This window comes from Runella sp. CRIBMP (assembly GCF_009905605.1).
Taxonomy (GTDB): domain Bacteria; phylum Bacteroidota; class Bacteroidia; order Cytophagales; family Spirosomataceae; genus Runella.
The window spans coordinates 1-18,021 of record NZ_JAAAKZ010000019.1 but is presented as its reverse complement, the minus strand read 5'-3'; the positions used below and the strand labels follow the sequence as shown (position 1 = coordinate 18,021).

The following is an 18,021-nucleotide window of genomic DNA, read 5'->3' as shown; positions in this document are numbered from 1 at the left end:
TATGCACACTTCACACCTTCGAGCAGCTACATTGCGACTGGACCAGTTTCTGGAGTTGAAAGGCTTTCGCCGTACCCAAGAACGGTATACGATATTGGAAGAAATATATTCGCACCACGACCATCATCATTTTGACGCAAACCAACTGCGTGAAATCCTGCTGGAAAAGGGATTTCACCTCAGCATGGCAACCGTTTACAACACGCTTGAACTGTTTGCGGAAGCGGGTCTGATTAAAAAACACCAATTTGGCAATTCGCCCGCGTCGCATTATGAACGCACGCTCGGCAGTCGGCAACACGACCACGTGGTTTGTTTGGACTGTCACTGCGTGAAAGAATTTTGTGACCCGCGCATGGGGTCTATCGAAAATACAGTTGGCGACTGGTTTCAAACGCAGGTTTTACAACATTCATTGGTATTTTATGGGCATTGCACCGACGAACTTTGCCCTCATAAATCAGGAAAAAATGTCAATTAAGGGCAATTTATTTACCCATCCATTTTTTGAAATCACTCACCTTTTCACGACTAACGATGGCTTCTTTCTCGAAGGTTGGGTGTAAATTGAGGGACAAACGATTGCCGAAATAAGGCTGAATCTGTTCGACGGCTTGGTGCGTAACAATGACGCTCCGGCTTATCCGAAAGAATTGGTATGGGTTAAGGTTTCCCGCCAATTCGTCGAGTGTATATTCAACCAAAAATTTTTGATTGTTGTGCGTCTTGAAGAAGCTAAAACGCTCATCGGTAAAAAAGTACGCAATTTCTGACGTTTCGATGGATAACAATCTTTGGCCTTGTCGTACCAGAAATCGTTTCCGAAACTCAACGGGCTGCTGTTGCAACTGCAATTCTTTGATTAGTTTTTCGATGCTAAACGGCACGCCCTCAGCCTGTTGGTTTCCGCGTAAATCACGCAATTTTTTCAGGCTCCGCTGTAAATCTTCCTTTTGTATCGGTTTGAGCAGATAATCAATGCTATTGACCTTAAAGGCCTGCAAAGCGTATTCATCGTAGGATGTGGTAAAAATGACGGTACTCTGTACATTGACCTGTTCAAAAATTTCAAAACTTTGTCCATCGGCCAATTCGATGTCCATAAAAATCAGATCGGGGGCTGGGTGGTTTTCTAGCCAATCGACCGATTCTTCAATACTTGCCGTGATGCCCACCACGGTGAGTGATGCGTCGGCCTCCGCAATGAGTTTTTGCAGTTTTTTGACGGCCAATTCTTCGTCTTCAACGATTAATACGTTCATGTTTCGTCGCAACAATTAGGGGTAATACAACGGTGAAAAACCCATCATGGTCAGTAATAATGGGTTTTGATTGGGTTAATAATTGATATTTGGCCATGATGTTTGACAGGCCGATTTGATTAGATGCTACGCGGGTATTTTTGCGTTGTAGGTTATTTCGAACTTGCAACAAATGACCGTCAAGTCCTGTTATCTCCAAGTGTAAAGGACGGCTTGCCACGATGACGTTGTGCTTTACCGCATTTTCGACCAGTATTTGTAAGGTAAGAGGCGGGATTTGACAGGAATAAAAAGATTCAGGAATATTAACCTCCAAATGAATCCCGTTTCGGTAGCGGGTTTTGAGCAGGTGAAAATAAGATTCGATGAATCTGAGTTCATGGGTCAAACTAGTCAGGTCCCCCTGTGAATTTGTTTGCAGTAAATAGCGGTACACTTTGGCCATCTCGTCCACAAAAATCTCAGCCTGTGCGGGTTCATCGGCAATTAAGGAAGAAAGCGAATTCAGGCTGTTGAAGAGAAAATGCGGATTAACTTGACTTTTGAGGCTATCAAATCTGCTTTGTAGGTTTTCTTGTTGCAGTTTCTCTTTTTCAAGCGCGTTTTCTCGCCATTTATTGATGGAATATACCGTTTCGTCGATTCCCACCGAAAGGAGGTTTGCCCCGATATTCAGAATAAAAATTTGTATGGTGATGCGAGGATTGTGATTATAGCCAAACAGATGAAAATAATCGTACAAGAAAATGCCCCCCAGAATGAATATGGGAGTGACAATCATAAAAGTAAGTAGCAACCATCCTGCCCGTTTTTTGGTCTGGTTGAGGTCGGGGTACCGTTGAATGATTTGCTGCGTAAAATAGTCGAGGGTAATGAGGCACGTCGCCGCAATGCTCAGGTTAAGACTGGTAGCTGCAATGAAAACAAATGGTTTGTTGAGATAGTCGGGGCCAACCATCCAAAAGGTAAGTAATGGAATAAACCACGAAAACAACAACAGAAAATGTAGTTTGGTCTGTTGTCGGATGCGAAAACCAGGCAGGGGAATATGCTTCAATGATAACTTCATTTATCTTCGCTTACGGTCAAATTGGGCAACAAGGGGAGGAGTACCGTAAAAGTTGTTCCGTTGTCATATATGGAAACGGGCTCTACCGTCAAGAAGGTATATTTGCCCATTAGGTTGGTTAATTCAGCTTGCGGATCTGCAATGCTGACCATTCGTTTTTGAATCGTGTGCTGAATCATTAATTGGCCTTCTTCGGTGCTTCGAATGAGTATATTCAGTGGTTTTTTGGCCGAAATTGTGTTATTTTTCATGGCATTTTCAAGCAGCATTTGCAAGGTAAGGGGTGGCAAATAACCCGATTTTTCGTTATTGTCGACATCAATAGTGACTGAAATGCCATTTCCGTAGCGTATTTTGAGCAAAAAGACGTACGAGTTGATAAAGTTGATTTCTTTTTCGAGTGTGGTGAGTGGGTTTTGGTGGGTTTGGAGCAAATACCGGTAGACTTTGGCCAGTTCGTCCACAAACTTTTCGGCCTGTTTGACGTCCTCCTGAATCAAGGAGGAAAGAGAGGTAAGGCTGTTGAATAAAAAATGCGGATTTACCTGCCCCTTCAGCGTGTCGTAGCGTCTTTGGAGTGCTTCATTTTTGAGGGTCTCCTTTTCGACCTGTTCTTGTTGCCACATGGATAAAGCGTAGAAATAACCGTGGGTGAGGCAAAGCAAAAAATCAAAGCATAACCCCAACAGAATGAACGCTTTGGCCGTCATGATGGAAAATGTAACGCCAAATATGTCGATTTCACTAATGACCCACAACGAGCATACTGTCGCTGTGGAAGAAACAGTTCCCGTCAAGAAAAGCATTAACAATACCCGAAAAAGGGTTTGACGTAGAAGAGGAAAAGTACGAATAGCCAGCCGGACCGACAACGTCAATAATACAGCGCAGGGTATGTATAGCATCACGACCAATGCGGAGCCAAGACTGAGTAGCAACGGGTCGGACAGATAATTTGGCCCGATAATCAGGTAATTGCTCAACGGAACCAACATCAACAAGACCAATCCATGAAATCCCCATTCTAGCGGACTCACTCCCGACCACCATCCCTGATAAGTAAGCACCAAACGGTCGTCTATTTTTGAAGACGAGTTGAGGGGCGACGAGTTTGGGCGAGAGGCTTGAACCTTTTTTCTTCGACAAGACTCCGCGTAAAACAAATTCAGGGCCGCGCAGATAAAAATGTCAAATACGGCTCCCAATATCCAAATCGGTTTTACTTTGGCCCAACTGAAAGGGATAGAAAGATGCGGGACTATGCTATACACCCAAACATCAAAAATGGCCAATAACCCCGTCAGCGCACCTACTACGCCCATCATGATAAGGATGCGCTTAAGAATAAACTGGTCGGGAACAACGGCGAGCACTTTTCGAATTGCAATGGTCAGCAACACAATTGAAAACCAATAAAGCCCACAAATCACGACCGTACCCGCGATAAACGTATTAAAAGAACGGAAATAATCCATTCCAATGAAAAAATAATTGCCGATGGTAAACAGCAATGGCATCATCAACAGATGATAACGCCACTCAGCAGGTGAAAAAAAGCGGGGTCTAAACACGTTTAGGTTAAATTACATGATGTTGCCATAATGCATTGCGGGATGAAGATAAGCGGCAATTTCCTAAACAAGGAAATCATCGGCCTTTATTTAGAGATTTTTGTGAATGAATTGATAAAAACACTGCTTGAATTGTGAAAGAGCCTCAGCCGATGATTCTATTCGCTCTGAGGATGTCGGGAATTCAAACCCCCAAGAAATTGTAGTAGGTAAAGTACTAAGTTGTACTTTTACGGCAAGAATCATTTTCCTTTCAAACTATCTATGTCAACACTCAATAAACCCGTGCGCGTTCTGGTGGTAGGATGCGGAAACATGGGAGCCTCCCACGCAACGGCGTATCATAACGCCGAAGGTTTCGAAATCTGTGGAATCGTTTCAACCGGAAAAAGCAAGGAAGTCCTGAATGAAAAACTGGGCGGCGGCTATTCGCTTTTCTCAGATTATGCCGAAGCCCTGAAGGCTACAACCCCTGACGCGGTTTGTATCTCGACTTATCCCGACACCCACGAGGCGTTTGCGGTGATGGCCTTCGAGCACGGCTGTCACGTATTTATCGAAAAACCAGTTGCCGACACGGTCGAAGGCGCAAAACGCGTGGTAGCAGCGGCCATTAAAGCCAATAAAAAACTGGTGGTGGGCTATATTTTGCGGCACCATCCGTCGTGGGAAAAATTTGTAGAACTGGCGCAGGAACTTGGTAAGCCTTTGGTCATGCGTATGAACCTCAACCAGCAAAGCCACGGCTACATGTGGGATGTACACCGTAATTTGATGAAAAGCCTCAGTCCAATTGTGGATTGCGGTGTTCATTACATCGACGTGATGTGTCAGATGACCCGTTCAAAACCCGTTTGGGTGTCGGCCATCGGTGCCCGACTGACCGAAGAAATTCCCGCTGGAAATTATAATTACGGACAGTTGCAAATCCGTTTTGAAGATGGCTCTGTGGGTTGGTACGAAGCAGGCTGGGGCCCGATGATGAGCGAAACCGCCTTCTTCGTCAAAGACGTTGTGGGACCCAAAGGCTGCGTCTCTATCGTGGCCAAAGAAGCGGGAGGCAGCGGCAAATCTGACAATGTAGATGCGCATACCAAAACCGAATCGTTGCGTTTTCACCACGCTGAGTTGAATGAAAACAACCAGTTTGTCAAAGAAGATGAGTGGATAAACCTGACCGACGAGCCAGACCATCAGGAGCTTTGCAACCGCGAACAAAGCTTTTTCTTAAAAGCCATCGTGGAAGACGTTGACTTGACTGATCACATGAACGACGCCGTCAACAGCCTTCAAATTGCCTTTGCCTGCGACGAGTCTGTACGTACGGGGGAAGTGGTAAGATTGTAATTCATAAAAGTAAATTTTGAGGAGTGCGCTCAACTGAGCGTACTCCTTTTTTATTCCCCCATCCATGCCCTAAACTCAGGCGCTTTGTAACGGCTGATGATTAACGCGTCTTCGGTGAGGGGTTTAAGCGTGATTTTGAGGCGACCGTTGAGATGAACCTGAATTTTGTCGATGGATGGCCGCGCCACCAAATACTGCCGAGTAGCCCTAAAAAATGCCTTAGGGTTCACCATCGTTTCCAATTCTTCAAGCGGATATTCAATCAAATACGAACGTTTATCGTGGGTTTTAACAAACGTAAGTCCTTCTTTACTTTCAAAATAAGCAATGTCGTCCACCCGTAGCGGCAACAGCTTAGTTCCTTGTTTGAGCAAAAAACGGTCGCGGTAATTGGGTCTGACGTGCTTGTGCGAGGTGAGCATTGCTTTTAATTCGTCCAGATTGAGGGTGTTTTCGAGAGCGCCGAACGTCTTTCGTAAGTGTTGAAATTTCCGTAGACTTTGTCGGAGCATTTCTTCTTCGATGGGTTTGAGCAAATAGTCAATGCTGTTTACTTTAAAGGCTTGAATGGCAAATTCGTCGTAGGCAGTGGTAAAAATGACGGGACATTTAAGCTGAATTTGATTGAATATCTCAAAACTTTGCCCGTCGGCCAACTCAATGTCCATGAGCGCCAAATCAGGCGTAGGATGTGTACGAAACCAATCTACGCTGCTTTCAACACTCTCTAGCATCGCCACTACTTCAATGTTGGCGTCAATTTCCGTGACCATCACTTTGAGGTGTTCGGCGGCCAATTCTTCATCTTCGATAATGACAACTTTCATTATTCTTGGGGTTTAATGAGCGGAATTCTGACGACATAATTTTCGGAGTCCTCGTACAAATCAATGGGCGATAGTTGTAACAATTCGTATTTGGCGCTGATACTGACAAGCCCTTTTTTGGTGGTTGGCAGCGAGTCATTGTTTTTACGTTGTAAATTATTCGATACCTGAATGTAAGCATCTTCAACGCTTTCGATCCTGATGGTCAATGGATTTTGGCTTGACACCTTGTTGTGTTTGACCGCATTCTCCACCAAAAGCTGCAACGTCATGGGCGGGAGTTGATAATTCTGCCATTGAGGATTGACTTTCACTTCCAGATACAGACCTTTGCTAAACCGGGTTTTGAGCAGACTGAAATAGGCGTGCATAAAATCAAGTTCTTTTTGGAGCGAAATAAGCGTCTGCTCGTTGCTTTGCAACAAATACCGATATACCTGCGACAAATCAGTAATAAACTTCATGGCCGTTTGGGTCTGTTGCGTTTTGACCAACGCCTGAAGGGCATTGAGGCTATTGAATAAAAAATGGGGTTTGACTTGATTTTTCAGCGAATCCAACTGCATTTCCAAATTGGCACGGGCCAGTTCCTCCTTCTGCCGATTGACGATGTTCCATTGCTGAAAAAAATAGTGGCTTTCGTAGAGGGAATAAATTATGGTAAAGTTGAAAAAACTCAGTCCCGTCATAAACAAAACGTCGATGTCGGCGTCGGTGAGCGAGGTATTCTTATAAACCCAATATTTGAGGGCAATGACCCGACAACCTACCGCGACCACAGTTCCTGGAAACATCAGCGCAATGAGCGTTAAAATTCGTTTGCGAGTGTTGGGAATCCCCTGAAAACGTCGTCGTACCCGAAAGACCAAAAAACGCACCAAAATCCAAGTAAAATAGACCGAAAGTAGTCCGAAAATCAGAAATTTAAACGAAGGCACGACCCCATTGAACATGTTTAGATTAAAGAAAATCGTCGAAATTGTCCAGAGAGCTAAAGGGCCAAGTAAGAGTAATTTTCGGTCGTCGGGGCTATCCATGAGGGATTCTGGTGAGTTTAATGTCGAGACTAATTCAGTTTTGAAACAAACCGACAAAGGTCAATTTTGGCATCGGTAGTTCGGAATAAATATTGCCCAAAAATCTGCCGACCCGCATTGATGGAAATGAATAGATAAGTATCGGAGGCGGGCACGTATATCAATTGAGTCGTGGCCCCGATATTGTCGCCTTCGTGTCCGTAGGTGGCTACTCCTTTGTTGTATTCAAAGTATTCCAACCCCAAACCATAGTCGGGCACCGTCGATTCTTTGCCTTTTATCCACGTTCGCATTTCGTTCAACGATGTTTCATTAACCACTTTTCCAGCGTTTAATGCTTCCAAAAATCGAATAGCATCGGTGCCGTTGGCGGCAATACCGCCGTAGCCTTCAATCGACTTGCCGATGGCGTTGTTCCATTGGGTGATATTTTCTAATTGTCCGTTGTTGTAACGTTCAAAATAATAATTGGGAAAGCCTAACGTACGTATTTGTTGATCTGTAAGGCCATAATACGTTTTGGTCAACGCCAGCGGTTGCAATATTTCTTCCTTTAAAAATTGGTCGTAAGTTTTGCCTGACAGTTTTTCGATAATCAGTTGCAATAATAAATAGTTGGTGTTAGAATACAAATAATCCGTACCCGGCTCAAAACGGGATTTCTTGTGGTAGGCCGTTTTCAGTTGTTCCAACAGGGATTGTTGGTCTAAGGGGTTGTTAAATTGTCGTAGCTGAAACTCGGGCAGCGAGGTAAAATTGGGAAAACCAGAGCTGTGATTGAGCAGCATTCGAACCGTAATTTTGTCACTGTTTACGAGGTTTTGGGTAATACCAGCGGGTAAATACGTCGTAATGGGCGCGTCCAAGGCCACCAAGCCCCGTTCTTTCAGTTTCATGGTGAGCGCAGCGGTGTAGGTTTTTGTCAGGCTGTACAACCAAGCCACCATGTTGTCCTGCATGGGTGTTTTATCTTCAATTCGGGCGTAGCCACCGTTGACAACGTACCAACCCGCAGGACTTTTGACCATGACCTGAATGCCCGGAACTCCCTTGGCAACGTGGCGGTTGACGATGGCCGTCAGGGAGTCTTTCATGGGGTGGGCGGCATTGACGGCAATGGTGCCGGGGATGTTTGCCACCATGTCGTCATAGAGATTTTTCTGGCAGGCGGTGGTGATAATTATGAGAAAAATAAATCCGATTAGGTGGTTTTTCATGTCTGTATGAATTTTTAAAAATACTGATTAATGCTGTTTGGGGGCGTATTTTAACCCGACTAAAAAGGTAGAAGTAGGCATGGGAGTAAGGTCGGGAGTGTACCCAAAATGGGCACCTAGTTGATAGGCAATGTACGGTCTAAATTCTCCCTGAAGGGTTGAAATACCCCGATAGCCCATGCTTAGCTGCAACGGTACCTGAATGACACCTTTATAGGCGCGGCTATTTTTCCACTCCGAGCCCGTCCATTGGAGCGAACGCGAAGGATGGAACCAACACCGATACCCGCCACCAATACCGATTCCTAGTTCCAGATGATTTGCTACTACGGGAGTGTATTGAAAGATGGCTTGAAGCGAAAGTGCATCGCCTTGGTACTTGTGGCGGGCGTAGCCAATGCGGAGGGTAAGTCCGAGGGTTTGACGCGTATTGAATGACTGGTGAACCCCCGCCATCACGACGGGTTGAGGATTGTTATACGAAAATCCTTTGAGGGGCACATGAAAGGCCTGAACGCCCGCTGATACATCAACCAGTGTTTGGTTTTGGGCTGAAAGTGAGGGTATTAGGCCAATTGATAAGTAAAAGAGCAAATAATATTTCATGGTGACTGTTGGTTAATTGGACACCACAAAATTTCATGTTTACCCCTTTTTTACCAGCCTAGGCGGGGCGAATGGTTAATTGTTCTACTTGAATTGTCGTATTTTAAAGGTGGCCGGTTTTGCTTAAATGCCCTAAAAAACTCCCCGTCCGACGGTTTCAAACGGTAAGACGGGGAGTTGGTTTGCTTTGTCAGACAGGGTAAAATGTTACTCTCCCGCTGGTAATTTCAATAGATAGCCAGATAAGTCTGACAAATCTTTTTCTTTCAATCCCAACGATGAAGCCTCGGGCATGAGGCTGTTTTTGAGTTGTTTACGCGAAATTATGTTGGTAGATTTAAGGCTCATAGTTTGTCCAGCAGCGTCTTTCAGCACCACCGTTGCACCATCTCCTACGAGAAATCCGTAATACGTATTTTTGTCTTTGGTTTGGATAATCCACGGCTCATACCCAAAGGCCAGCCCAGCACTGGGGTTGATGATGGCGTCGAGTAATCCATTTTTGTCAAACTTCTTATTAATCATGCTCAAATCGGGACCGATGTCTTTGCCGTCGGTCTCAAAACGATGACAGGAAGCGCAGTTGGTTTGAAACAATTGCTTGCCTTTGGTGACATCAGCTGGGAGACTCGCGGCCAAATTGACCGACAATCCTTTACCACTGGGGCGCGGAAAATAGTCGCCTGCCATCATTCGGACGCTTCGGTCGGGGTTATTAAAAATCGCTTCCGCAATCACGGGTTTAAATTCTTTGGGGATTTTGGACTCTCCCGCCGCCGCTAATAAAAGCTGACCGCCGTAGAGATCGGAGGCGAGGGTTTTGGCGGCCAATTCGCGTTGTGGTTTGGCTACCGAGGTATCCATCATTATTTTTTGCCATTCGAGCATTTTCTTTTGAACGGGAGAAAGAACAGCCGCCGTAGCTTGCTGCCAGTTGATAAGGTCTTGCCAATCGTTGGTTTTACGGAAATTTACCCAATAGAACGCCTGCTCCGACACATCTTTCAATGGGCTTTTAGATAATTCCAGCATCGTTAATGCGGCAGCTTTGTCTTTGATAAACGCAATGGCGGTGAGGGCTTGCTTGCGGTCGGCGGCTGATAATGCCTTGGCCGTGGCCCGAGTTCGTAAATCGCTCAGTGCCGCTTTAGGGTGCAGCCGCCAAGCCAATGCTGCCTGTTTGGGTGTCCAGCCGACGGGGTCTTTGGGCCAACTTGGGCGAATATCCTTGTAAAATGCTTCTTCTTTTCCGTCTGTCCCAATGCCCAAGGCTTCCAAAAAATAGCGGTCTCCACTGTCAAAAGCGGTAAATAACGCTTTGAGTTTTTCTTTGGATTGTTCGTAAGGAACATCGCGGAGCGAAATGGCCATTTCGCGTAAAAGCCCACTCCCTAAATTTTTTTGAACAGAAAAATTGCTAGGGTTTAATGCCCTAAACGCCGTTATTCTTAGGTTTTCGTCTTTGCTTTCTTTTAACACCTTTTCGGCCTCCGCTTTTCCTTGGTCACCCAACTGGGCCAATAACCACACAGCCCTTGCCTGAATAAAAGAGTTGGGGTCATTCAAAAGCATTTTTACAGGCTGAACCACCTTTTCACCCTGTGCTTTCAAAGCCACGAATCCAAGGTTACGGACGTTGATTGCGGGGTTCTTGAGCGCCTCAATCTGTCCGTCAATGCTTGAAAGGTCGAATTTAGGCGTGGTTAATTTCTTGCCTTTGGGGGTAATGCGGTAGATGCGTCCGTAGCCTTTTTTATCGTGCATGGCGTGCCCTCCCACAATGGGGTCATACCAGTCGGCTACGTAGATGGCACCGTCGGGGCCAGTAGCAGCGTCGCTGGGGCGGAACCATTTGCGCTTATCCACGCCCGTGTCGTTCCATACATAATGGGCTTCTACTTTAGGAAATGAACTGATGAAATCAATGCGTTTGCTCAAGTCAAAGCCTGCGCCTTTGGGTTGTGGCCAATATGCCCACACCACGTTTCGGCCTGCTTCGCAGCTCAGTACGGTGCCTCGGTATTTTTCCCCCAACGCATCCCCTTCGTACACGAGCATCCCCGTGGGAGAGCCCGCCCCTGTATTGTCGCCAGCTACCAGTACGCCAGGGTCTTCTTGGTGCCAATGCGCCGTAAACATGTCTTGGTCGGGACGGCGGTCTGCCTGCCAAGTACGCGTACCATCGGCACTGAAATAACCCGCATTCGACCCCTCCATCACCCAGCTTGTACGGCACGTAACCACTTGGTCGTCATTGTCATTTTGCCAATAATTGCCGTAACTGTCGATGGCGATTTCATAACTATTACGGAAATTATGCGCCATCACTTTCAGTCCTGTGCCGTCGGGATTCATTCTTAAGGCCAAGCCACCTACCCACACGCGCCCGTCGTCGCTTTTTTGATTTCCCTGATTTTTGTCGTTGTAGGGCGTTCCGCCCGTATAAATACTGCCCGAACGCAGGTTCCAGCCGCTTTTATCTTTTACGTTGTGGGGCCCTGCATTGCCCGTATTAAAATGCCATCGACCGTCGGGGCCAGCGGTGAGAGAGTGGAGCGAATGGTCATGGTCAAGCCCCCCAAAACCCGTTAAGAAGATTTCTTTTTTATCGGGAACATCATCGCCATTTTCGTCGGTGTACATGATGATATTGGGTGCGCAGCTCACAATGATTTTATTGCCAATGACCCCAATGCCGAGCGGTGCTACCAAATCTTTGTCCTGTACAAAAACCTTTGATTTGTCGGCTTTGCCATCCCCATCCGTGTCTTCCAGAATGACCACGCGGTCGCCTTGGTCAAAGTGGAGTTTTTTATCGGGTTTGTTGTTGAATTCGCGATAATTGACCGCCTCCGTTATCCAAACCCTTCCTTTGGCATCAATGTCCATGTTGGTTGGATTATAAAATAACGGTGCCTCCGCCCACAACGTGGCCTCTAAATCATCGGGAACAAACACTTTATTGGAATCGGATGGCGATTCTGCACGGTATTCGTTTTGGAGGGTGTTGGTTCCTGTAAACGAAAGAACCGAGACCAAACTCATGGCAACAATGATTTTCAAAGGCGCATTTGGCATCTTAACAAACGGTTTTGAGGTTGTAAAATTAAAAGTACACATTCTAGTAAAATATACTCTTAACTTATTATAAAGAGTGAGCGAGAAGTACATTTTTTTAAATAGGATTGTGGCTATTTGTGTAAATTGCCCACCATGTAGCATTTTGATAGAATGATGAAAACATTAGCCGATTTACTTTTATTAGGTGACCCTCGTTTGTACGAAACCTGTTCGTCGATTTTACCCGAAGAAAAGCCCTTGGTGAAAGGCTGGGTGGCCGATTTGCATAATGTGATGCAAGAAGTACGCGCCAAATACGGTTTTGGTCGGGCCATTGCGGCGCCGCAATTGGGCATCATGAAACGCTTGATTTACATGAATATCGACAAACCAGTGGTTTTTATTAATCCTGAATTGACCCATCTCAGCGATGAGATGTTTGAATTGTGGGACGATTGTATGAGCTTCCCCAATTTGTTGGTCAAAGTGAAACGTCATAAGTCGCTTACCATAAAGTACTTGGATGAAAACTGGCAGCCCCGTGAGTGGATAATGGACGATAGCAGTCTGTCTGAATTGCTACAACACGAATATGATCATCTTGATGGCGTTTTGTGCACTATGCGGGCCATTGATGATAAATCGTTTCGGTGGCGGTAGTTTTTTGCACAAAAAGTAAACAACAGAACGTTGGTTAAACTTTGGCTATGGGCGTATAAAAAATTACTTTTGCCGCGGCGTGTTGTTGATTAGTAATAAAAATTACGTTTCTAATGACCCGCTGATAAGTAACCAATCCCAATTTATAAGAACTCCATGAATCGCATCGTCTCTCTTTTTCAACACCATCCGAGCCATAATCTTAACGTTTATTTTACGGCAGGTTTTCCCAAACTGGAAGATACTCGCCGCATTTTAAAGTCACTTCAAGACGCAGGGGCCGACCTCGTCGAAATCGGAATGCCTTATTCTGACCCCGTTGCCGACGGTGAAACCATCCAAATCAGTAACCAGCAAGCGCTGGAAAATGGGATGAGTGTCAAAAAGTTGTTTGACCAACTCCGCAACATGCGCGAAGAGATAAAATTGCCTGTGTTACTGATGGGATACATCAACCCAGTGCTTCAGTTTGGGGTGGAGAATTTCTGCCAGCAGTGCGCTGAGGTGGGTGTAGATGGACTAATTTTGCCCGATATGCCCGTAGACGAATACCTCGAAACGTACAAGCCTATTTTTGATCAATATGGTATATTAAATATATTCCTAATTACACCTCAAACCTCGGACAAACGTATTCGTCAGATTGACGAGAACAGCGCCGGGTTCATTTACATGGTTTCTTCGGCCAGCGTAACCGGCTCTCAAACGGGCGTAACGCACGACATGGAAGCGTATTTTGCCAGGGTGAACGCCATGAATTTGCGTAATCCTCGTTTGATTGGCTTTGGTATCAAAGACCACGAAACCTTCGTAACAGCCTGTCAGCACGCCGCTGGTGCGATTATTGGGAGTGCCTTTATTCGGGTTTTGCAACAAAACGAAAACTTAGAGGAAGCTATTACTACCTATGTTTCGAGTGTAAAGCAAGGTTTATAAGTCCATCTGACTGAGTGAAATGACCGTTCATCCAATTTTTTAAAGTTCTTATTTTTGCTCACCATTTTCGCTTTACCTTTCGTCCAAAATTGACATTTTAACCGTTGTAAAGACATGAAAAAACTAGTTGTGATAGTTGCGCTACTCGCAAGTGCCGCGTTAACAGTGATGGCCCAAAGCGCCGAAGAGATTCTGGACAAGTCAATTCAGGCGAGGGGAGGAGCCGAAAAACTCAATAGCCTCAAATCTCTGCGCATGGAAGGGACCGTCAGTGTGATGGGTATGGAAATCCCGACAAAATCCGTCATTGTGCATAGACGTGGAATGCGAAATGAAATGGAAGCCATGGGACAGTCTATCATCATGGCAATAGACGGAGAAAAGGGCTGGATGATAAATCCAATGGCTGGTCCAGAGCCTACACCTTTGCCCGAAGAACAATTGAAGGCGTCAGTAAGTCAACTTGATTTATCGGGAATTACCAATTATAAATCATCAGGTACCAAAACTGAGCTTTTGGGCAAAGAAACCCTTGATGGCACAGAAGTATATAAAGTAAAAATGGTTTCGAAAGATGGGATGAGCATGACGCATTCTATTGACACCAAAAACTTTAACATCATCAGAACGGCCATTAAAGTCAATGTGAGTGGACAAGATGTAGAGGTAGAAACCAAAATGTCAAACTATAAGATCTTTGACGGAATTTCATTCCCTACAACCACCGAAATCACCAACCCTCAAGCGGGCGTTATCATGACCACAATTACAAAAGTGGAAATAAACCCAGCTATCGACGAAAGTGTGTTTGTGATGCCTAAAAAATAATTAATTAAAGTTTGGTGGTCGAAAACTATTTGACCACCACTCTTCTGACCAATACCTTGTCGAGTTTTTCGTAGCGAATCAGGTAAGTGCCTGAGGGGACACTGTTGAGCGTGGTTTCAAAAAAATGTCTTCCAGGTGGAAAAAGGTCATCGGCAAGTGTTCGTATCATTTCCCCTTCCAAGTTGACCATTTTGAGGCTGATACGGGCGGGTAACTTCATGCCGATTTCGACGGTAAGCACTTCGTAAGCAGGGTTGGGATAAGCTTTGAAGTACTCATATTCAGGGGTAATATCAGAAACAGAAGCTGATTTGGGATATAAATAGCATACAGAATGGCTGCTTTTCTCTACTAATGGCAAAGAAAAGGGGGAGAAAAAAGATATTAAAATAAATAGCACCAATCCCTTCATTCTAACTGGAATTTATACCTTAACAAGCGCTAAGTTAAGATATTTATACCTTAAAATGAAGTGAATGGTATATTTTTCAAACAAAAAAAATCCCACATAAAAGCGGGATTTTTTTTGTAGCGGGGAGCACGCTAGAACCTACTTAATCCATACAACCGCAATACATGCTAAAATAGGGGTAAATGTACTGATTTTAAGGGAATTAAATAATACATTCTTTTGGTAGATTATTAAGAGAGGTTAATCTAAATACGGTATTTATTAAGAAAAACGCTTAACCAATGCTTAACCATTGTAAGAAATAGCTATCTTTGAAGTATCAAATCAAGACGAAATAGTATTATTTATCGTAAAAAAATGGCTAAAGCATTCTTTTATTTGCGAAAATCTACCGGGAAACAGCCACAACTTATTTATGTTGGATTAAGAACTGGTGATGACCAACTAGCGGTATCGACGGGAATAAAAGTAAATCCTAAACGCTGGGACTCCAAAAAAGGAGAAATTAGGCAGAGTGCAACCCCTTTTGAAGTGCAACTACCTGTTTTGTTAGGTGAGAGATGCAGGATAAAAAACTTAGACGTTATCAGTTTTACAAATAATTACCTTCAATCCATTGCCGATTTTGTCAACCAGAAATCAGGCATACCCAAAGACCTACTTACAGGGGAAATAAAATCGTTTGTCAATGGCCGTAGTGAGTTGGAACAGTATGCGTTTGACCTTGATTGTTTTGTGAAGGGGTTAGTTGCCCGTGAAGGCATGACAAAGGAAAAGTTAATAACTGCCATTGATTCTTATTTACACCCCGCCACGGACAAAATAACGCTGTTAGATTACATTGATAAAGTGGTTACTGACTCCACTACGGGCCGCAGGATGAAAGACGGGCAAATACTCAACCCGCGAACAATCCAACGCTACAATACAACAAAACAGCTTTTGCAGGACTTTCAAAAAGTGTATAGCCGTAACATTGATTTTGATACCATTGATTTAGACTTTTATAAAGACCTCAACGCCTACATGGTGAACGTGAAGGACTACAAGCCCGCCACGTTGGGAAAACACGTTAGTACGCTTAAAACCTTTCTTCGTGAAGCAACGGAGGAAGGTATCAATACCAATTTAAAGTATCAGAGTAAGGCGTTTAAAGCCGTTGAGGATGATTCAGATAGCATCTACCTAACGGAGCAAGAACTGGCCGCAATGTATGCCCTTGACCTATCAGCAGAGCCGCGACTGGATAAAGTACGGGACTTGTTTTTGATTGGGGCAAATACGGGGTTGCGTTTTTCGGATTTTACCACCATTAAAGCCCACAACCTCAAAAAAGTAACTAACGGCTATAATTTGGAAGTTATACAGTATAAGACAAAAGAGAAGGTAGTCATACCCGTAAACGATACCGTGATGGCTATTCTTAGCAAATACAAAAACGTGTTGCCCGAACCTATCAGTAACCAAAAGTTTAACGACTACATTAAAGAAATTGCGCAACGCGTCCCCGCCCTTCAAGCCTTAGAAACGAAGGTATTTGTAAAGGGCGGTAAAGAAGTTGAGGAAACTTGTGCCAAATGGGAACTGGTTACGACACACACCGCCCGTCGGTCGTTCTCAAGCAATGCCTATTTAAGCGGTAAACCTACTTTGGCTATTATGGCAATAACAGGCCACCAAACGGAAAAGTCTTTCATGAGGTACATAAAGACCTCAAAGAATGAACACGCTGAACTTATGCGTAAACATGGTAAGTAATACCCGTATTGGAATCAGCCGAGCCCTTTAATGAAGAAAGTTGCACGATAAACCATTTGTTAACATGGATGACTCTTTTGAAGAAATAAGCAATAAAATCAACAATGGCATTCCTTTGAGCGAAGAAGAACAGCAGTCTTTGAATAGGCTAAACGATAAAACTCAAAAATTCATTGAGGCGTTGAAAAGTAAGGGTTTGCTACCCTTGCAACCAATAGGGGAGAAAATGGCGTTATTATCCCAAAAATTAGGGGAAGTTGCACCCGCTTTAATAGAATCGCACAAGAAGGGGTTAGCAGCTATTAATACTGCAATGGATTGGGATGGATTTGGAAAGGCAGTAATACGTTTTCAAGAGCTTTATAATGAAAAAAAGCGACTATGGAACAAGAAGAGGAATTATTATAAAAATAGGGGTTTTGACTATGACTTTGAAGAAGTTATGCATGACCTTACCAGATTTTTCCCCCATTTGAAAAAGAAGCGTATAGCGGAGCTTTTTGGAATGCCTAACGATGAATTTAGGGAATTATTCGACGATTGGTTTGTTGCTTGTGAAGCAGAAAGTGATAGAGGTATAGAAGAGGCTAGAATTAGACGTATTGCACAAGCCCCGCCCGCGCCTACCTCAACAGAGCCAAAAAAGCACGCTAAAACTATTCAAAAGGAACAAAACTATGTTACGTATACTAATAAGTACATTGACCTCCGTAAAAAAGTTAGTCCAATTTACAACCGGGAAGGAGCAATTAAAAAAGTTTTAGATGAGTTTATTATTGACGAGAGAACATTAGGCAGAGCGTTTGATGCAAACGCAGATACACTAGAGAAATTTGGACACGAAAAAAAGATTTTTAAAAAATATTCGCGCGTAAAGTGGTCATAAATAGGGGTTTGTTGGGACAAATTGGGACAAATGGGACAGATACTTGCTGTCCTTTTTTTATGCCCAAAATTTGCCTAAACAAATTTCATTATTCTAATGACAGCACAACAAAATTTAAGTTTCGCAATTGAACAAATTTTGCGGCCTATTGTAGTTAACGCGGTTGAACACGTCTTAGACGAAATCAAAGCCGCTACCCCGTCACCCGCGCCCGTCGCAGAGCCTGACCGATTTATCACAAAGAAAGAAGTAGCTACCCTGTTTGGGGTTAGTGAAGTTTCCGTATGGGATTGGGAGAAAAAAGGGCTTCTAACTGGCTACCGTATCGGTAACTTAGTACGCTACAAATTAAGCGAAGTAATGGCTTCACCTAAGATGATTATTAGATTAAATCAAAAAGGGCTGAAGCAATGAGTAACCAAAGCAACCGCCCCCCTGAATCTTTGAATGATGCTAATTCAAAGGTACTGTAAAATGATGCAGAAGGGAGCCACCGAATGATGGCAAAGTAGTCCAAGTGTGGATAAGTTCAGAGCGATAAAAAT

17 protein-coding genes are annotated in these 18,021 nt (G+C 44.2%); 8 read left to right on the top strand and 9 right to left on the bottom strand.

Annotated elements, in window-relative coordinates; all coding sequences use genetic code 11:
- Position 1 precedes the first annotated feature (1 nt).
- Positions 2-481: a Fur family transcriptional regulator gene (locus GVN20_RS25900; RefSeq protein ID WP_166561125.1), complete on the top strand. Its 480-nt coding sequence runs from the start codon at positions 2-4 to the stop codon at positions 479-481.
- Between the two features lie 7 nt (positions 482-488).
- On the opposite strand, the gene GVN20_RS25895 is transcribed toward GVN20_RS25900, so the two are convergent.
- The 3 genes from GVN20_RS25895 to GVN20_RS30055 are packed head-to-tail and all read right to left on the bottom strand — an operon-like array spanning position 489 to position 3,902.
- Positions 489-1,262: a LytTR family DNA-binding domain-containing protein gene (locus tag GVN20_RS25895; RefSeq protein WP_166561124.1), complete on the bottom strand. Its 774-nt coding sequence runs from the start codon at positions 1,260-1,262 to the stop codon at positions 489-491.
- Positions 1,243-2,331 carry a sensor histidine kinase gene (locus GVN20_RS25890; protein ID WP_166561123.1) on the bottom strand — a complete coding sequence of 363 codons (1,089 nt, stop codon included), beginning with the start codon at positions 2,329-2,331 and terminating at the stop codon, positions 1,243-1,245. Before GVN20_RS25890 ends, GVN20_RS25895 begins: the two co-directional genes overlap by 20 nt.
- Positions 2,328-3,902 carry a sensor histidine kinase gene (locus tag GVN20_RS30055; RefSeq protein ID WP_166561122.1) on the bottom strand — a complete coding sequence of 525 codons (1,575 nt, stop codon included), beginning with the start codon at positions 3,900-3,902 and terminating at the stop codon, positions 2,328-2,330. The genes GVN20_RS25890 and GVN20_RS30055 overlap by 4 nt, the downstream gene beginning before the upstream one ends.
- Positions 3,903-4,166: 264 nt before the next feature.
- Between GVN20_RS30055 and GVN20_RS25880 the strand changes: the two genes are divergently transcribed.
- Positions 4,167-5,249 carry a Gfo/Idh/MocA family protein gene (locus tag GVN20_RS25880; RefSeq protein ID WP_166561121.1) on the top strand — a complete coding sequence of 361 codons (1,083 nt, stop codon included), beginning with the start codon at positions 4,167-4,169 and terminating at the stop codon, positions 5,247-5,249.
- Positions 5,250-5,299: 50 nt separating this feature from the next.
- Here GVN20_RS25880 and GVN20_RS25875 read toward each other — a convergent pair whose 3' ends face one another.
- The 5 genes from GVN20_RS25875 to GVN20_RS25855 all read right to left on the bottom strand — a co-directional run bounded on the left by GVN20_RS25875 (position 5,300) and on the right by GVN20_RS25855 (position 12,014).
- Positions 5,300-6,076, bottom strand: coding sequence for a LytTR family DNA-binding domain-containing protein (locus GVN20_RS25875; protein ID WP_166561120.1), 777 nt, complete (start codon positions 6,074-6,076; stop codon positions 5,300-5,302).
- Entirely contained in the window at positions 6,076-7,113 is a 1,038-nt protein-coding gene (locus tag GVN20_RS25870; RefSeq protein ID WP_166561119.1) for a sensor histidine kinase, read from the bottom strand. The genes GVN20_RS25875 and GVN20_RS25870 overlap by 1 nt, the downstream gene beginning before the upstream one ends.
- Before the next feature lie 29 nt (positions 7,114-7,142).
- Positions 7,143-8,330 carry a serine hydrolase gene (locus tag GVN20_RS25865; protein WP_166561118.1) on the bottom strand — a complete coding sequence of 396 codons (1,188 nt, stop codon included), beginning with the start codon at positions 8,328-8,330 and terminating at the stop codon, positions 7,143-7,145.
- A gap of 27 nt (positions 8,331-8,357) precedes the next feature.
- Positions 8,358-8,936 carry a hypothetical protein gene (locus tag GVN20_RS25860; RefSeq protein WP_166561117.1) on the bottom strand — a complete coding sequence of 193 codons (579 nt, stop codon included), beginning with the start codon at positions 8,934-8,936 and terminating at the stop codon, positions 8,358-8,360.
- A 207-nt stretch (positions 8,937-9,143) separates the two neighbouring features.
- Positions 9,144-12,014 (bottom strand): PVC-type heme-binding CxxCH protein, encoded by a 2,871-nt coding sequence (locus GVN20_RS25855; protein ID WP_166561116.1) that lies wholly within the window; start codon positions 12,012-12,014, stop codon positions 9,144-9,146.
- 156 nt (positions 12,015-12,170) lie between these two features.
- On the opposite strand from GVN20_RS25855, the gene GVN20_RS25850 reads away from it, so the two are divergent.
- The 3 genes from GVN20_RS25850 to GVN20_RS25840 all read left to right on the top strand — a co-directional run bounded on the left by GVN20_RS25850 (position 12,171) and on the right by GVN20_RS25840 (position 14,420).
- Positions 12,171-12,656, top strand: coding sequence for a peptide deformylase (locus tag GVN20_RS25850; RefSeq protein WP_166561168.1), 486 nt, complete (start codon positions 12,171-12,173; stop codon positions 12,654-12,656).
- A 156-nt stretch (positions 12,657-12,812) separates the two neighbouring features.
- Positions 12,813-13,592 carry a tryptophan synthase subunit alpha gene (gene trpA / locus GVN20_RS25845; RefSeq protein ID WP_166561115.1) on the top strand — a complete coding sequence of 260 codons (780 nt, stop codon included), beginning with the start codon at positions 12,813-12,815 and terminating at the stop codon, positions 13,590-13,592.
- 114 nt (positions 13,593-13,706) lie between these two features.
- Positions 13,707-14,420, top strand: coding sequence for an outer membrane lipoprotein-sorting protein (locus GVN20_RS25840; protein WP_166561114.1), 714 nt, complete (start codon positions 13,707-13,709; stop codon positions 14,418-14,420).
- 25 nt (positions 14,421-14,445) lie between these two features.
- Here GVN20_RS25840 and GVN20_RS25835 read toward each other — a convergent pair whose 3' ends face one another.
- Positions 14,446-14,781: a T9SS type A sorting domain-containing protein gene (locus GVN20_RS25835; protein ID WP_166561113.1), complete on the bottom strand. Its 336-nt coding sequence runs from the start codon at positions 14,779-14,781 to the stop codon at positions 14,446-14,448.
- Positions 14,782-15,189: 408 nt separating this feature from the next.
- Here GVN20_RS25835 and GVN20_RS25830 point away from each other — a divergent pair, with 408 nt between their 5' ends.
- The 3 genes from GVN20_RS25830 (at position 15,190) to GVN20_RS25820 (ending at position 17,890) form a co-directional block, all read left to right on the top strand.
- The gene (locus GVN20_RS25830) at positions 15,190-16,590 is read left to right on the top strand and encodes a site-specific integrase (RefSeq protein WP_166561112.1); all 1,401 of its coding nucleotides are present in this window, start codon (positions 15,190-15,192) and stop codon (positions 16,588-16,590) included.
- Positions 16,591-16,654: 64 nt separating this feature from the next.
- Positions 16,655-17,476 (top strand): hypothetical protein, encoded by an 822-nt coding sequence (locus GVN20_RS25825; RefSeq protein ID WP_166561111.1) that lies wholly within the window; start codon positions 16,655-16,657, stop codon positions 17,474-17,476.
- A 96-nt stretch (positions 17,477-17,572) separates the two neighbouring features.
- On the top strand, positions 17,573-17,890 hold the full coding sequence (locus GVN20_RS25820; protein WP_166561110.1) for an AlpA family transcriptional regulator: 318 nt from the start codon (positions 17,573-17,575) through the stop codon (positions 17,888-17,890).
- Positions 17,891-18,021 lie beyond the last annotated feature (131 nt).

What these genes read in the sequence shown, in the direction of transcription:
- GVN20_RS25900 (WP_166561125.1), top strand. Translation starts at nt 2, where the DNA reads ATGCACACTTCACACCTTCGAGCAGCTACATTGCGACTGGACCAGTTT.
- GVN20_RS25895 (WP_166561124.1), bottom strand. Translation starts at nt 1,262, where the DNA reads ATGAACGTATTAATCGTTGAAGACGAAGAATTGGCCGTCAAAAAACTG.
- GVN20_RS25890 (WP_166561123.1), bottom strand. Translation starts at nt 2,331, where the DNA reads ATGAAGTTATCATTGAAGCATATTCCCCTGCCTGGTTTTCGCATCCGA.
- GVN20_RS25880 (WP_166561121.1), top strand. Translation starts at nt 4,167, where the DNA reads ATGTCAACACTCAATAAACCCGTGCGCGTTCTGGTGGTAGGATGCGGA.
- GVN20_RS25875 (WP_166561120.1), bottom strand. Translation starts at nt 6,076, where the DNA reads ATGAAAGTTGTCATTATCGAAGATGAAGAATTGGCCGCCGAACACCTC.
- GVN20_RS25870 (WP_166561119.1), bottom strand. Translation starts at nt 7,113, where the DNA reads ATGGATAGCCCCGACGACCGAAAATTACTCTTACTTGGCCCTTTAGCT.
- GVN20_RS25865 (WP_166561118.1), bottom strand. Translation starts at nt 8,330, where the DNA reads ATGAAAAACCACCTAATCGGATTTATTTTTCTCATAATTATCACCACC.
- GVN20_RS25860 (WP_166561117.1), bottom strand. Translation starts at nt 8,936, where the DNA reads ATGAAATATTATTTGCTCTTTTACTTATCAATTGGCCTAATACCCTCA.
- GVN20_RS25855 (WP_166561116.1), bottom strand. Translation starts at nt 12,014, where the DNA reads ATGCCAAATGCGCCTTTGAAAATCATTGTTGCCATGAGTTTGGTCTCG.
- GVN20_RS25850 (WP_166561168.1), top strand. Translation starts at nt 12,171, where the DNA reads ATGAAAACATTAGCCGATTTACTTTTATTAGGTGACCCTCGTTTGTAC.
- trpA (WP_166561115.1), top strand. Translation starts at nt 12,813, where the DNA reads ATGAATCGCATCGTCTCTCTTTTTCAACACCATCCGAGCCATAATCTT.
- GVN20_RS25840 (WP_166561114.1), top strand. Translation starts at nt 13,707, where the DNA reads ATGAAAAAACTAGTTGTGATAGTTGCGCTACTCGCAAGTGCCGCGTTA.
- GVN20_RS25830 (WP_166561112.1), top strand. Translation starts at nt 15,190, where the DNA reads ATGGCTAAAGCATTCTTTTATTTGCGAAAATCTACCGGGAAACAGCCA.
- GVN20_RS25825 (WP_166561111.1), top strand. Translation starts at nt 16,655, where the DNA reads ATGGATGACTCTTTTGAAGAAATAAGCAATAAAATCAACAATGGCATT.
- GVN20_RS25820 (WP_166561110.1), top strand. Translation starts at nt 17,573, where the DNA reads ATGACAGCACAACAAAATTTAAGTTTCGCAATTGAACAAATTTTGCGG.